Source organism: Planctopirus limnophila DSM 3776 (genome assembly GCF_000092105.1).
In the GTDB taxonomy this organism is placed as follows: Bacteria; Planctomycetota; Planctomycetia; order Planctomycetales; family Planctomycetaceae; genus Planctopirus; species Planctopirus limnophila.
The window spans coordinates 4,005,182-4,019,929 of the sequence record NC_014148.1 but is presented as its reverse complement, the minus strand read 5'-3'; the positions used below and the strand labels follow the sequence as shown (position 1 = coordinate 4,019,929).

At 54.0% G+C, this 14,748-nt stretch carries 12 protein-coding genes and 2 tRNA genes; 5 read left to right on the top strand and 9 right to left on the bottom strand.

What is annotated here, in order from left to right; all coding sequences use genetic code 11:
- Window positions 1–2: 2 nt before the first annotated feature.
- The 3 genes from PLIM_RS15940 to PLIM_RS15930 all read left to right on the top strand — a co-directional run bounded on the left by PLIM_RS15940 (window position 3) and on the right by PLIM_RS15930 (window position 2,267).
- Window positions 3–1,625: a serine/threonine-protein kinase gene (locus PLIM_RS15940; protein ID WP_013111350.1), complete on the top strand. Its 1,623-nt coding sequence runs from the start codon at window positions 3–5 to the stop codon at window positions 1,623–1,625.
- Window positions 1,626–1,876: 251 nt separating this feature from the next.
- Window positions 1,877–1,949: transfer RNA gene (locus tag PLIM_RS15935), tRNA-Val, on the top strand.
- A gap of 114 nt (window positions 1,950–2,063) precedes the next feature.
- Window positions 2,064–2,267 (top strand): hypothetical protein, encoded by a 204-nt coding sequence (locus PLIM_RS15930; protein ID WP_148227143.1) that lies wholly within the window; start codon window positions 2,064–2,066, stop codon window positions 2,265–2,267.
- Window positions 2,268–2,435: 168 nt separating this feature from the next.
- Here the strand turns inward: PLIM_RS15930 and PLIM_RS15925 are convergent, their stop codons facing one another.
- The 8 genes from PLIM_RS15925 to PLIM_RS15890 all read right to left on the bottom strand — a co-directional run bounded on the left by PLIM_RS15925 (window position 2,436) and on the right by PLIM_RS15890 (window position 11,661).
- Complete coding sequence (locus PLIM_RS15925; RefSeq protein ID WP_013111348.1) at window positions 2,436–2,855, bottom strand: flagellar hook assembly protein FlgD; 420 nt, start codon at window positions 2,853–2,855, stop codon at window positions 2,436–2,438.
- A 97-nt stretch (window positions 2,856–2,952) separates the two neighbouring features.
- Window positions 2,953–5,403 (bottom strand): flagellar hook-length control protein FliK, encoded by a 2,451-nt coding sequence (locus PLIM_RS15920; RefSeq protein WP_013111347.1) that lies wholly within the window; start codon window positions 5,401–5,403, stop codon window positions 2,953–2,955.
- A gap of 97 nt (window positions 5,404–5,500) precedes the next feature.
- Window positions 5,501–6,178: a hypothetical protein gene (locus PLIM_RS15915; protein WP_013111346.1), complete on the bottom strand. Its 678-nt coding sequence runs from the start codon at window positions 6,176–6,178 to the stop codon at window positions 5,501–5,503.
- Window positions 6,175–6,618 (bottom strand): flagellar export protein FliJ, encoded by a 444-nt coding sequence (fliJ, locus tag PLIM_RS15910; protein ID WP_013111345.1) that lies wholly within the window; start codon window positions 6,616–6,618, stop codon window positions 6,175–6,177. The genes PLIM_RS15915 and fliJ overlap by 4 nt, the downstream gene beginning before the upstream one ends.
- A gap of 169 nt (window positions 6,619–6,787) precedes the next feature.
- The gene (locus PLIM_RS15905) at window positions 6,788–8,119 is read right to left on the bottom strand and encodes a FliI/YscN family ATPase (protein ID WP_013111344.1); all 1,332 of its coding nucleotides are present in this window, start codon (window positions 8,117–8,119) and stop codon (window positions 6,788–6,790) included.
- Window positions 8,116–8,883, bottom strand: a complete 768-nt coding sequence (locus PLIM_RS15900; RefSeq protein ID WP_013111343.1) for a FliH/SctL family protein — start codon at window positions 8,881–8,883, stop codon at window positions 8,116–8,118. Before PLIM_RS15900 ends, PLIM_RS15905 begins: the two co-directional genes overlap by 4 nt.
- A gap of 76 nt (window positions 8,884–8,959) precedes the next feature.
- Complete coding sequence (gene fliG / locus PLIM_RS15895) at window positions 8,960–9,952, bottom strand: flagellar motor switch protein FliG (RefSeq protein ID WP_013111342.1); 993 nt, start codon at window positions 9,950–9,952, stop codon at window positions 8,960–8,962.
- A gap of 59 nt (window positions 9,953–10,011) precedes the next feature.
- Window positions 10,012–11,661 (bottom strand): hypothetical protein, encoded by a 1,650-nt coding sequence (locus PLIM_RS15890; protein WP_041401963.1) that lies wholly within the window; start codon window positions 11,659–11,661, stop codon window positions 10,012–10,014.
- 634 nt (window positions 11,662–12,295) lie between these two features.
- On the opposite strand from PLIM_RS15890, the gene PLIM_RS15885 reads away from it, so the two are divergent.
- Together PLIM_RS15885 and PLIM_RS15880 are read left to right on the top strand one after the other, a co-directional pair.
- The gene (locus PLIM_RS15885; RefSeq protein ID WP_013111340.1) at window positions 12,296–12,955 is read left to right on the top strand and encodes a carboxypeptidase-like regulatory domain-containing protein; all 660 of its coding nucleotides are present in this window, start codon (window positions 12,296–12,298) and stop codon (window positions 12,953–12,955) included.
- A 232-nt stretch (window positions 12,956–13,187) separates the two neighbouring features.
- A tRNA-Gln gene (locus tag PLIM_RS15880) sits at window positions 13,188–13,258 on the top strand.
- On the opposite strand, the gene PLIM_RS23750 is transcribed toward PLIM_RS15880, so the two are convergent.
- Entirely contained in the window at window positions 13,234–14,553 is a 1,320-nt protein-coding gene (locus PLIM_RS23750) for a tyrosine-type recombinase/integrase (RefSeq protein WP_081440290.1), read from the bottom strand. The two genes, PLIM_RS15880 and PLIM_RS23750, sit on opposite strands and share 25 nt — an antisense overlap.
- Window positions 14,554–14,748 lie beyond the last annotated feature (195 nt).

Below are 14,748 nucleotides of genomic sequence, written 5' to 3'. Positions count from 1 at the left end.
GCATGGATTCAACGCCTCAACCCTCTGTCGGAATTACGCCTTCGGAAAATGCGAGGCTCCTGGCTGCGGTCTTTTGTCCGGATTGTCAGTTTTCTTTCCACCTGGATCTCGAAGAGGCTGAACCTACTCGTGTGGATCGAACCAAGGCGACCACGGGTGAGAAGCAGCACGTGGTTTGCCCCCGTTGTGGAGCAATGGTGGATCAACATCACTCACCCGAGTGCAGTACACACCTACATATCGATCCTCTCGCACTTGTTGATCCTCTTGCACATGCGGAATCTCGGCACAAGACTCCGCCTGAGGGAGGCCAACCCGAAGGAGAACCCAAGCCGGCAGCTTTTCGTTCCAGAAACTTTGTAAAAGCTTCGACCGAAGCCGGGCTTGATCAAAAATTGATCGGGCAATGTTTTGGGCCTTATGAATGCGAAGCTTTGCTCGGTGCAGGTGCCATGGGGCGGGTCTATCTCGCCCGGCATCGAGTACTCAAACGCTTCTGTGCCCTCAAGATTCTGCCACCCGCACTTGTCGAACAGGATCGTGAGTTTGTCGATCGCTTTCATAACGAAGGGCAGGCGGCAGCAGCCCTGAATCATCCGAATATAGTCTCGATCTATGCCTTGGGAGAAATCGACGGTCTGCATTATCTCGAAATGGAATTTGTCCCCGGCATGTCGATTCGTCAGCGAGTGGAGGATGAGGGGATCCTGGCGGCCACTCGCGCGACCTCGATGGCCTTACGCATTGCTGAAGGCTTGGGAGTGGCCCATCGACATGAGATTCTACATCGCGATCTCAAACCCGATAATGTGTTGTTGACGCATCAGGGGGTTCCCAAGATCGGCGATTTTGGATTGGCCCGCCGGACATCCGTCGAGGGAGCACTTCATGGTCGCCGGGAAATTGTTGGCACACCTCAGTATATGGCTCCGGAGTTATTTCGAGGCGACCCAGCCACACCTGCCAGTGATGTCTATTCCCTGGGAGTGATGTACTACCAGTTATTGACCAGTCAGTTGCCATTTCCGGCTCACGAAGTTCCTGAACTGATTCAACAGGTTTCGCGCGGAGAGTATCGACCGGCCCGGGAAATCAATCCGCGCGTCACGCTCGAAATGGCAGAAGCCATGCATCAGTTAATGGATTCTGCTCCGGGGAACAGGCCTCAATCAGGAATTGAAGCAGCGCGACTGCTGGAGGCCATTCTGGGACATGAGGTCGATCTGGAAGCGCTGGTAGAGGAAGCGTTCCGCCATCACGCGAATGTGCGGTGGTCAAGGCATGGCGAAGAAGGTTTTCGTATCGATATCGATTTACCGGGTGGTCGTAAACAGGCGGCCTTTATCGAACCGAGCCAGCATGCGGCTGTCGATCGACTGGTGACGATCTCGAGCATCTGTTGCGAAGCCACGCCCTCATACTTTGAAACAGCACTCCGACTGAATGCTGTCATTCTGCATGGAGGACTGGCTATTCGTGAGATCGACGGAGTCAGCGTGTTTGTGATGCTCGATACTTACCCTCGCTCGACCATCGATCCTGAAGAAATTCGCCGGAGTGTTCTCGAAGTTGGCCATCAGGCCGATGCGATTGAAAAACTGCTGACGGGTATTGATAAGAATTGATACAGATGTCGCTTGTGGTGGTGCCATCTGCAGAAACTTCTTGCATCCCCCAGCGGAACGTATGCAAGTCCCCTTTTTGGCCGAACAAGCCTGTGCATGGCCCCAGTTCCCGCGATCAAGCCCCAGTCATCACAGCAAACGTTTGCTCAATCATGAATTGAGACTGTCCCGCAAAGTTGCGAAACCACCAACAATCTGCCAGAATCACCTCTGGTTCAATATTCTCCTCGATTCATTGAACGTGACACAAAGGTCGATTAACTCAGTGGCTAGAGTGCCATCTTCACACGGTGGAAGTCACAGGTTCGAATCCTGTATCGACCAATCCTGTAAGTCCTTGCTGAGTCAATACTTGCGACTACCCGCTATGCTTGGCGGTGCAGCAGAAAAGTGGGTGACTACCACTTTTCTACCACTTTTTTTGTGGTGGCTGCTGCCATGTCGCTCAGTAAACGAAAACCGGCTTACCTTCTGCACCGTCCCACGGGACAAGCTCGAGTCCGTATCGCGGGAAAAGACACGTACCTCGGCAAGTTCGGCACGCCCGAGAGCCGCGAAAAGTACGAGGAACTGGTCACAGCCTGGCTTTCGGATCAGGATCCACGGCACGTCGCCCTGACGGTCGATGATCGAGGACTTTGAGATCATCCCAGACGCGACGAGTGCTCTGAATCACTGGGTTTGTTTTGTTCTGCACCTGGAGCAGTTCACGGGGCATTATGGCAGGCTGGGGCGGGGGATCCGTCTCTGCGCCTGACAGTGTTCCACCCGGAGTGGGGAGGTCTGTCAATGAGGATTTTGCCCAAACGATCAGGACTCGTTGGTGACGTCAGTGACGTTTGTGAGCGGGACTTCTTTGTCACCGACCACCAGAAACGATGCTTTGTCTTTCACATAGACTCGGTCAACGACTCCGCTCACTTCCGTTCCATTAGCCGTCGTGCCTTTGATCTCTTTACCCAGGAACGCTGTCGAACTGTTGAGCTGCTGACTCAAAGTCAGGCCTTCCAGCGCATCGGTCAATTCGATGTCAGATGTCAGATTCCGCATTTGCGAAATCTGGGAGAGTAACTCCTCGTTGGACATCGGATTGGAAGGATCCTGATTCTGAAGCTGGGTAATGAGCAGCTTCATGAAGGCTTCCGTATCCAGAGCATTGAACCCCTGCTTGTCTTTGGGAATGACGGGGACTTCTTTGGGTTTGCCAGTGACTGGATCGATGCTCGACATGAAATCCCTCTCTATGATTTGAGCCGTGGGCTGTTCATGCCCGAGCAGACGCCACCATACCAGTACAATACTAGCGAGAATCAGGCCCGGATCGATTTCAAATCTGGATATTCACGTGATCCCAGCGGACAGGTCTCGCAGTCCCTTCATTAGCAAATCCGGAAGATTGTGTCGATCTGGCTTCCTGATTGTTCCGGGCCAGATGGTCGGTGCGAGGTTCTTCCTGTGGATCGAGTCGGTTCCAATTTTCGCGAGGAGTGCCAGAATCTGGTTGACGATCGCTGCCCGAACTCGAAGAACCTTCCTGGCCTGTCAGGAGATTCTGGCCCGTAGAATCAGGTTGTTCACGATTCGATGATCGATCGTTCGCTGGATCGCTGGTCGCGATGACTTCTCGGGGAGTTTCGACGCGTTCAAGCGAGATCTGATCAACATCCAATCCACGCTGGTCGAGTATTTCGCGCAGCTCGGAAAGATGCTCGCTCAATAACTCATGCCCCGCCGATGTGGCCGCTTCCAGCCGCACCATCACTCCCTCTTCATTCTGGCGGACATCGATCGACAATTCGCCGTAACTTTCAGGGGTGAGGACAATCGAAAACGTTTGCTCGGTTCGTGCCGAGTTCAGAATATGGCTGGCCGTCATGTTCAAGATGCCATCAACGACAACTCTCTGCGCAAAGGGTGGTTGTGTGCTGTTTGATGTGATTGTGCTTGCCTGGCGGGTCTGAGAATCATTGTTGGCTATCAGATTCGCTGCCGGCCCACCGGCTCCCGGATGTTTGGCGACTGTTTGTATTGTGGTTTCCGCATCAGCAACCGTTGCGGGAGATGCTTCTGCGATCTGGCCCATGGCGGGATTTTGGGAACCTGCCAGAGCTGCCGCGAATGTGCCTGGGGATGCCCCGGCGCGGGATGAAAGATTCAGACTCGCACTGAACGAAGAGCCCGTAGAAGCATCGCCAAGTCCGGGCAAAGAACTCCACGGTGGCAATCCGCCCACGGCACTCCACGAAGTTTGCCGCTGACTGAAAGACTGGTTGCCATTGCGAGCCCCGGAAATCTGGGAACGGGAAGTTTCTCCCGAAACCGACCGCTGGTTGATGATCGATTCGGACTGAGCCTGCAAACTGGGTGTGGCTGAGATCTGTGGATCAGTGTTGGCGCTCACTGGAATCGAGCTTGAAGTGGCCAGCGAGGTTTCGTCAGTCTGCGAAGAATTCAGGATCAATGCTCCAGCTTCTCCCTGACGATTCCCTGGCACCTGTCCTGCTGCCAGTTCGTCACCTGCACCTTGAGAATTTGATCGCTGTTCGTGAGTGGTCATTGCCGGTGGCAATACTCCGGCAGAGAGACCGGCTAACGAAATCGAGGTGGTATCGCTCGACGTGAGATCTGTTGACGAAGAATCGATCGTCACATCGTCAGGGTTCGCTGTCGATTGAGACGATTGATCATTAACCGCTGGTTGCAGTTCCCCAGCCGTCGCGGAATTCGTCTCATCGCTTGTGACAGCAGACGAGGTGTTGCCAGAAATTGACTGCGATGAGGGATCTTGCGCCAGGAGTTGCTGGAAAGATTGCAGTGAGCGAATCGAGGCTGCATCAGTCGATTTTGTGCTCACCAGCCGGGAGGCGATGTGGTGATATTGATTGGCAGCAGCAGGATGGGCGACGTTTGCGGGCACAGAATCCGGTTCCTGTGTGACGAGGTTAAGCTCGTCATCGACTGGAACGATTCCGCTCGATGGAACCTGAATTTCGGATCCCGCGAAGCTGTTAGAGACGTTTAGAGCGGCATTTTCCGCAGCAAAGTCAGAACTGTTGGAATTGGCGTGCGTCAGGTTCTCGTGGTCGATCACAGAGATCGATTCTGCCGCCTCAACTGTCAGTTTTTCAGCAAGGCTGTGTTCTTCAGTGAAATTTGCCTCAACTCCGGCATTAGAGACATCAACAAGGTTTTGTCGAAATGGCTCTATTCGATCAACCTGCGTTTCAGAGTTCTCCTGCAAAGAGGCAGGTGCTGTTCGATCCGTATCAGACGAATCCTGTTCGCGATCTACCGGTAAAGCCTGGCGTTCATCCCTGCTCAAATGTTCCTGGAGTGTGGAAGAACGGACTGTCGATTCGTCGTTACGCTGTGTTGCCTCCGTGCGACGATCGATAAGTCGATCCATGAACGATGGCTCGGCATCGTCCGAATGGCGTGAGCGTGCCTTCTGAGAGAGGCGATGATCATCAGCAAGGCTGCGCAAGCTCGACTGTGAATTTCCAGTCACTGAGGATCTTCCGTCGAATTGCTTGCTGGCCTCGCTTTTGTCGCTGGTTAGACCTTTCGCGCCGGTCAGACTTTTCTGGCTTGTGAGAGTCTCAGCAAGGGTTCCCTGATTCAGCAGGTATTGCCGGAGCAGACTAGCACTGAATTCGGAAGAAGACGAAGTTTGTGAACCCTCGGCCTTGAGCGAGTCGCTTTCGGCAGAATTGGCGGGTGTCGCGAGGAATCCTGCCAATCCTGGAGCAGTCCATCGTCGAGGATCACGGATTTCCATTTCTCATCCCTCAATAACGACTTGCCAGCAATCTGAAGCATCTTGAGCTTAAGGAAATTGCTGCAAAAGTGTCGTATGAGGATTATCGGCCACAAACCTAAAGGCCGCTAGAACTGTCAGGGTTCGGCGTTAGAGCTTGTCTGGCCTGATCGATCAGTTCACGCTCAGGTCGTCCCTCCGCCAACGCTTCGAAAATTTCTCGCCCTCGTTTTTCTCTCTCGGGAGTCCCGGTGAATTGCTGCAGAATTTTGGCAATCTGCTTCTCGGGCATGCCGCGGGTGAGCACAATTGATTCATCCAGCGAGAGTTCCATCAGACGGGAGGCTGCGACTTCTGGAGGCGAAGCCAACAGAACCGCTCTGGCCTGTTCGGTCGCATCACTTTGCCGCTGCTTGCCTTGTGCCAGGAGTTCATTCGTAAATCTGGATTTCAATTGCTGAAATGCATCTCGTTCTTGCGAGAGTTGATTCATCGAAGCGGCAATGGCTTCTTTGACCACATCGAGTTCTTTCTCCCGGGCTTCCAGATTGAGAACTCGCATGACACGGGCCGTTTGCACTTCATCGGTAGAAACTGCGGGTGGTCCTTCCGGTGTTTCCACGGCAGGAGTATCGATCAGCGGTTGCCCGGAGACAGCCAGTCGAATCTCTGCCAGTGTGCGCGCTGAGAGATTTCCTTGTCGCCAGAGAACGGCCAGCATAGCCAACTCTCCCAGCACAATGATCAGCGACAAAGCGCCACCAAGAAACAACAGTGTTTTGATCAGACGCATCATGGTGAGAACTGTCCCGCCTGCCAGGCTTCCTGCTGTTCAAAGGTCTCTTTTTTGATCGCCTCCTCAAGAGCTTCCTGCTCTCGTCGATCACGAATCTGCTCGATGGCTTTGACCTTTTGATCGGCAAGAACCAGCAGTTTTCGACACTTTTCCAGAATTTCACGCCCTGCAGCGAGACGCGATTTAATGACCTGAATTTCGATTTCCGTACGCGTGAGGTGATAACGACGGAGATTGACCGCTTCAATAGAGATCGGGTTGTGCCTTAATAAATCATTCAACTCTTGTGAGTATAGCGAGTGGATATCAATAGAAGTCTGTAATTCCTGCTCGATTTGCTCGATCACCTGAATTGCCTGAGCCATCTGCTGCCTGGCCTGGTCTCGCTCGCGCTCCCGCAGCAGCAACACACTTTGCAGTGAAAATCGGGAAGCGGCCATTTTGTCTTGCCAGAAAGGTTATGAGCAGGCCTTACGGAGGATGCATGAATTCGGCAGGGTGCATGAAGTTCTTACGGAATGTACCAGTCTTAAATCTGCAAAATTCTTTAGAGGAATATCGATCAAAAAATGAGTCAACAATTGGTGCATTAGCATGCACCCTACGTGATTAAGTCGGTGCCGGTTTGCGGGCCAGGAGATCTTTTAATCGCGCCAGTCGTTCGAGCATCGATAGGCTTTCGAGGAAAGTGGTCTGTTCCTGAGGTTTCTGCCCCAGATATCCAAGAATTTGCGGCCTTGCTTGAATCGCCGAATCAATGAGAGCGTTCGAGCCATTCTGATAGGCGCCAATTGAGATGAGATCTTCGTTCTGCTGGTAGGATGACAGCAGCTGACGAACAGTCAGGGCCCACTGGCGATGTTCGGTCGTCGTAATGTCGTTCATCGATCGCGAAATACTCTGCAGGACATCAATCGCCGGGAACTGCCCCTGTTGAGCCAGCTTTCGCGAGAGCACAATATGCCCGTCAAGAATCCCGCGGACAGTATCCGAAATGGGCTCATTCGTGTCGTCACCATCGACCAGCACTGTGTACAATCCGGTAATACTTCCTGCTGGCGAGCAGCCACTGCGTTCGAGTAAGCGAGGCAACAAAGCGAACACACTGGGTGGATAGCCACGCGTTGCGGGAGGTTCGCCCGCCGCTAAGCCAATTTCTCGCTGAGCCAGCGCAAAACGGGTGACGCTATCCATCATCAGCACGACATGCTGGCCCAGATCGCGGAAATGTTCGGCAATCGCGGTCGCCATCCATGCGGCCCGTAGTCGCAAAATGGCCGGTTCATCACCTGTGGCGACAATCACCACACTTCGTTTCAGTCCTTCCGGTCCCAGGTCGCGATCGAGAAACTCACGCACTTCACGGCCTCGTTCACCAATCAGTGCGACGACGTTGATATCCGCTGAACTATGCCTGGCAATCTGCCCCAATAGCGTACTTTTGCCGACACCACTGCCAGCAAAGATCCCCATCCGCTGGCCCTCGCCCAATGTCAGCAGACTATCAATCGCTCTGACTCCCGTCTGCCAGATCTTGGCAATGCGTGGTCTTTCCAGTGGCCCCGGTGGTTTGCCATGCAGATCAGCTCGATGCGCCAGAAGTGGCTTCGATCCTTCATCGAGGAACTCTCCGCGGCTGCCAATAATGCGCCCCAGCAGCCCAGCACCCACATTCACACAGGGCACAGATTCCACGAGCCGCACTCGTGCACCCCGGCGAACGCCAGTGAGTTCGCCTAATGGCATGAGTAATGTTTCATCGCCACGAAAGCCCACAACATCGGCTTCAATGGGAAAGCCATGATCGCGATCAATCGCACAGCGTGATCCTAATGGAGCTGGAAAACCGACGACGGCAGCTGTGAGCCCCACCACCCGGTCAATGCGACCAGTCAGGCCCAAAGGCAGAACTTGTCGGGCATGTTCGACAAGTGTGGTCATGGCGAGGTTCCCGAATTCGATGTGCTGCTGGCGGCCTGCTGGTGTGGGAGCAGTCGATGGGCTGTACCTAAAAGTTCGCTCGTCATGCGGTCGAGCATCGTTTCCAGACGGGCATCGATTTCGCCATGGCGAGTTGTAACGACGCAGCTTCCGCGTGAAAGCGACGCATCGTGTTGAATCGAAACTTCGCCGCAACCCGCCATTGAAGCCAGTAGACGCAGCCCCTCATCATGCCCCAGGACTTCCCAATCGGTGGGATGAATTGCCAGGACAATCTCTTCTCGCGAGGCCAGTTCGAGCGCACTCTGAATCATGGGCTTCACTGCTTCCGGGTCGGCCGCAATTTTCTGCCCCATCAGCCGCTCAGCAATCGCGAGCGAAAGCTCAACTGCCAAAGTCTCCCAGCGGGCGATCCAGTCGGCTTTCAATTGTTCGATCTGTCGAGAAACCTGCTCCAGGGCAGGGAGCAATTGACCAATTCGCTGGTTGACCTGATGGTTGACGTTCGACTGCAGGCGCTGATCCATCTCGCGCATCGCCATTGCCTGGCCAGCCTGATACCCGGCTTGTTCTGCCTTCGAGTGAGCGTTTTTCACCAGCTCATCGGCCTGCTTCCGAGCGTCATCAATCATCTTGGCCGCTTGTTCCCGCACACGGGCCAGATAGCTCTCACCTTGAGCCTGAAGGTCGTCGTAATTGAAGACGACGGGGCCCTGGCTGCCAGGAGCCATGCCGGCTTTCAGAACTCGGGAACTGGTGGACATGTAAGGGCCTTAGGTATTCGGTGTTTGGTGTTGGGTGTTAGACATTCAAATACCAAACACCCAATACCAAACGTCACTAACTCACAAACTGTTCTCCGCCGCCGGCTGCGACTACGATTTCACCCGCGTCTTCCAATCGCCGCACAGCATCGACAATCTGCTGCTGCATCTGTTCCACATCAGAAAGTCGCACAGCACCCAGATACTCAATTTCTTCCTTGAGCATTTCTGCCGCCCGTTGAGAGAGGTTACCGAAGATCTTCTGTTTGATTTCTTCGGAAGCTCCCTTGAGTGCCAGAGCCCACTGACTGTTATCCACTTCTTTGAGCAGTGCCTGAATCGACTTGTTGTCAAGCTTGAGCAGGTCATCGAAGACGAACATCAGTCGGCGGATTTCGTCGGCCAGTTCACTGTCTTCCTGATCGAGGCTTTCCAGAATCCCTTTGTTCGTCATCCGGTCAGTCACGTTCAAGATCTGGGCCACCATTGGCACACCCCCGGCATTTTCCAATTGCTGGTTGAACATGCTCGTCATGCGGCTCTGCAACGACTTCTCGATCGTGGCAATCACTTCCGGACTGGTTTGCTCCATCCCCGCAATGCGACGGATCACTTCCAGTTGCCGGAGTGATGGCAAACCACTGAGAACTTCTGCCGCCAGGGCCGCCGGCAGGTGAGACATGATCAGTGCAATCGTCTGTGGATGCTCTTCCGAGATAAACGTCAGCAAGTTCTCCGCACCCACTTTATGCAGAAAAGAGAACGGAACTGAGTTCATCGATTGCCGGACGTTTTCGAGAATCTGCCCGGCATGTTCTTTCCCCAGCGATTGTTCGAGCAGTTCGTTGGCAGCGCCTAAGCCACCCCGTTCAATTGGTGTGAGCTCATTGACACCCTGAAAGAACTCATCAAAAACACTTTCCTGCTGTTCGCGAGTGACATCATCAACCTTCGCAATTTCCAGAGTCACACGCTCGACTTGTTCACGGGTCATGCTGGCGAGTACCTCGGCAGCCAATGGCTTTTCCATGCTGAGCAGCAGAATGGCAGCTTTGCGTATGGCGTCCATTATGTGGTGACCTTGTGAACTGGATGACGAGAGCTGAATCGAACAGAAACACGAAATAGCTATTTAGCAGCCTGAATCCATTTTCCTAAAAGGGCTGCCGTTGCTTCCGGATTATCGCGAACAATCGCCTGTAACTGATCACGCCGCGTGGCAGGTTTGGGGGGTAAAGCGGCACTGGCACCCTGAAGTGCATTCATCGCCATGGCAGCTTCCGGGCCACCTGAGGGATTCAAAGGATTCATGCCATTTGCATTATCGGTACGGCTATCACCGGGCGAGGCATTGGCCTGAGCCAGGCTTCCCATCGATTTCCGCAGCATCATGGCCACATAGATCGCAAAAGCTCCCAGAGCCATCGTGCTGCCATATTCACGGAAGAATTGCCACGCGGTTTCAGTCCACGGGATGGTGACTGTCGGAAGTTCCTTTGCGAGTGTATCAACGGTACTGACAACAATGGCATCATCGGGAGAATCCGCCGGGATCAGGCGGTTGACGCTTTTTGAGACTGAGGCGAGCACTTCTTTTTCAATGGCCGGGATCTCCGTCAGTGCCGGATCCTTCTCACCGGCGGCAGTACGCTGGGCAGCAATCCCGCGGTAGTAATCTCGCGGCACACTGATGCTCACCTGCACGGCTTTGGGCATGGCCGCCAGAAGCTGCTTTTCGCTGATCTCAAAACTCACACCATTCACAACCCGGTTATCGGATTCTGTCATCTGGCGATTGCGGTCACTGCCGGCACTGCCACCCACACTGGCAGGACGATTGGCCACCTGCCCGGGTTCACCACGCGGTGCCCTCTGGGTTTGTGTATCGTTGACAGTGAACTCATTGGAAATCACAGGAGCCGATTTCTTGGGATCGATCTGCTGAGTCCGAATGACCGATGATTTCAGGTTCTCGATATCAACATGCACAGTCACATTCACACCTGGAATGTAAGACAGGCTTTTCGAGATCTGCGATTCGTACTGTTTCGTCAGTTCGCGAATTCTCTGAACCAGTTGGCTGCTGAGAGGATCGTCCGCTGCATCACCGGCATATGTCACTTCATTCACGGGATCGAACACCGTCACATCGGAGGTCTTCAGATCTGGAACCATGCTGGCGACCGCTGCCCGGATTGAAGCCACCAGCCGGGTCGAAAGCTCGCGTCCTTTTTTGGGAGTGATCGTCACGTTGGCGGTGACAGTTCCCTTCTGGCTCCATGAGTTTCTTCGATTGGGATTGGCAATCACGACGCGGGCATCTTCTACATTGGGAATCGCCTTGAGCGTCTGAGCGACTTCTTTCAGCAGCATCGCTTCGCGCATTTCATGACGCTGCTTTTCCGTGATGAACGGGCTCAGCGATTCATAATGCTTGAGTAGCTGAGACCCGAGATCTTCGGGCATGGCATCGAATTCGAGCAACGCCGCGTTGTAGCGGTCTTTTTCAGCCGCTGGAACCAGCAGCATGCGGCCCTGTCTCTGAAAATCTGTGAGGCCAGCTTCCATCAGAGCATGTTCGGCGGCAATCAGTTCTTCGGTGGTAAAGACTTTGCCCCACGAGAGTGCGACCATCCCAGACGTGTTGTTCGACCAGTAAAGAAAACCAAAACCGGCCAGCAGAATCAGGGGCGCAACGATGAGCGAAATTCGCTGTGCCGAGTTCATCGAACTCCACAGTGAACTGAACTGCTGCTGCAGTGATTGAAGGAAATTCATAGGAAAAATCGTGCTGTAGGAAGGAAGGGCACGTTGGAAATAGAGAGGAGCAGGCGATTGCCAGGAGGCGGGAATTGCAGGCGGTCATCGCGTGGTGTACCGAATCGAGCCCAGTTCTGTCGAGATCGGATTTCAGCGATTCACTCAGCCGAGTGAGAAAGACTTGAGAGAAACCGCGCGGGTTCGAATTTTTCAGGAAATTGTGGTTGACGAAAAAACCATCTTGCAGCAGATTCCGTGCTCTTGAGTGAATTCTGTCCGTGTTGTTTCGGCACAGTCTGCTCCAAGGGCATTCTGTGAGAGTCACTACTCGATAGTTCTGCCCCAAGCGATTTGTCCCAGAGTGCACGGCAAGATTCCCAAGATACCTCGATTCAATACCCTTCCAATAGTTCTCCCTGTTTCACTGTGAATCCGTGTGCTTCTGAGTGAGTCTGACTCATTCGGTATGAACGCTGCGATGTCCCTGATCTCACATTTTGTTACCCCCCCTGGCGATTTCAAACCAAGGATTCTGGCCTGCGAAAGCTACCCGTTCAGGGTGGTCTGTCCATTCCGTGGTGCTGAAGTTTCGACTCTGAAATTTCTCTGAGATCGCTCTTTTTGCCCGTTTTGTTCTCAAAGGATCGATGTCATGCGAACCACGAAATTTTACCGAGCTGCTCTGGTGGCATTGGTTGCTGGCGGAATTCTCTGCCCACACAGCCTGGCACTGGCTGGCAATCAGGCACCCAGTGCAGGTTTCTCAGCACCCGCAGCACCGGCTCTGGAAAATTCCCTCCCCGCAGCGGCACCTGCACCTGCTGCTCAGGCTCGTGCTATTCAGGCTCCTGCCAAGGAAGTTGCTCCCGTTGTGGATGTAACGCTCGTCGGCAGTGAACTCCAAGGTCGTCTGGTGGATACCCAGGGACAACCTCTTGCTGGGGCCGTCGTGGATATTCAGGCTGGAAACAATTCGATTGCTCAGACCAACACTGATGCCCAGGGACAGTTTGCCGTCAAAGGGTTGAAAGGTGGTACTTACCGGATTGCTGCCGGGAATGAAACTCGGACCGTGCGTGCCTGGACTGAGCGAACGGCACCCCCCGCAGCGAAAACCGGCTTCACCATGGTGGCCCAGTCGCCAGCAGTGCGTGGACAGTTTGGTGGCGTCACTCCCGGCATGGTACTGCTCACCTCGGGTGTGATTGCCGGTGTGGTGCTGGGAGCTGTGGCCGTCAGCCAGAATGACGATATCAAGAACCAGAACAACCAGATTCTGAATCAGCTGAATCAGATTCCCAAGACACCATAATCCAAGTGGTTCTCAGAGAATGAATATTCCGGGAGCGATGGGTGGATAGCCTGTCGCTCCCGTTTTTTTAAGTGATTTCTCATTGATGCCAGCATGAACACCAGCGCAAAAATCCTCACAAGGATTGGGGTTGCGGCAAAAACTTGATCGCTCCCTGCAGTCGAGGATTGATGGCTTGCCGCTCTCGCCAGAGGGCACTACACTCATTTCAGAGGTGATTCCTCACTTCAGGTACCCCGTAGTGTAACGGTAGCACAGCAGGTTTTGGTCCTGCACGTTCAGGTTCGAATCCTGGCGGGGTAATCATTTGACTCTTCACCAACTGTCACTAGTCCGCAAAACCCCTGTTTTTCAGGGGTTTCTTCGTTTCTGGTCCAAGCTGTCGAGGACCCCAGATTGCCTATGATGGCCAGTGATTGCCCGGATTGTGCCCGGATGTTTTCCATCGCTTTTGAGGTCGTCTCCGCCGCCAAGCGAAAATGCTCCTCCGTCACCTGCCGATAATGTTCCACCGCAACTTCGTTTGAATGCCCTAACCATCGGGAGACCACATGGCCGGGGAATCGTTCGGCAAGTTCTGTCGAACACGATGATCGAAGATTCACCCAGAGCCGTGGCCACGGTGTCAACCCAGCCCGTTTGATGATGCGAGTGAATTGCGTCCGCAGGTTCACCGCCTTCCAGCCAGTGTCTGATTTGGCCGCATCTCGCCGCAACCGGTCGAATATGAATTCACTCCCATCTTCCGCCAGTTCCTGCCGCTCCATCAAGGGCGTCAGCAATTCAGGGAACAAAGGAATCTCTCGGGACTCGTGGCCGACATGGTGTTCTGTTTTCGGCGAAGCGATTCGGACCCGGTTTCTAGCCCAGTCGATATCGCTCCATCGCATGTCGACGGCTTCAGACGGGACACGAACACCACCGAATCGCGCCAGTGCGACCAGCAGTCGCCATTCGGCATCCGGGCAGGCTTCCATGATCCGTCCGATTGTCTGTCGGTCGATGAACCGCTGGCGGGATGAATTGGCTTGTGAACCACCCTTGATGTCCGCGAACGGATTCTCTGAGATGCACTTCCGCTTGACCGCATCGGCAAAAAGACTCCGGCACGTCACCAGCCGCCGGGAAATTGTGGCCGTGGCGAGTTGCTCTTTGGACTTCAAGTAGCGAGCGAAATCATCCGCACAGCCAGGGGTAATCGAATCGAAACTCCGGTCATCGCCGAAGTACGTCCGTAGGTCCTTCAGCGCGTATTCGATCTGCTGCCGCGACCCGCCCTTGATGTCTCCTCGCTTGGCCAGGAAGGCATCGCAGGCCGCCCCCAGATGGACCGTGGCCGTTTTCGCCCGTGGCTGGAGTAATCCTGTTTCCACGATCTGAGCGTGGAGATCGTCGCTGATTTCAGCCGTCCATCGAGCCAATTCAACCGGTAAAGCCACAGCCCCCGCCCGATGGCTTTCAAGTTCGTTGATATGAGTTCGGATGGTTCGAGCAAACTTGAGTGCAACCCTGCCAAGCGGGATCCGTCTTCGCTTGCCATCGGCACAGAGAACCCGAATTGTTTTATTGCCAGACTTATCCGTTTCGAGAGATGCCATTGAATGAACCCCTAAACTTCGAGTGAGCTTGATGAATCAAACGACATTACGAATCACAGACAGTGAGAAAAGTTCGTCAGTCGATTGAATGCTTTACGAGTCAGCCGCGGCGGCCAGTTTACGTTCCTGAATTCTCAGCGATTCCTCCATCACGTAAACGGTTCGACGCCATACGCCCCTGTCGAGAAGTCTGGA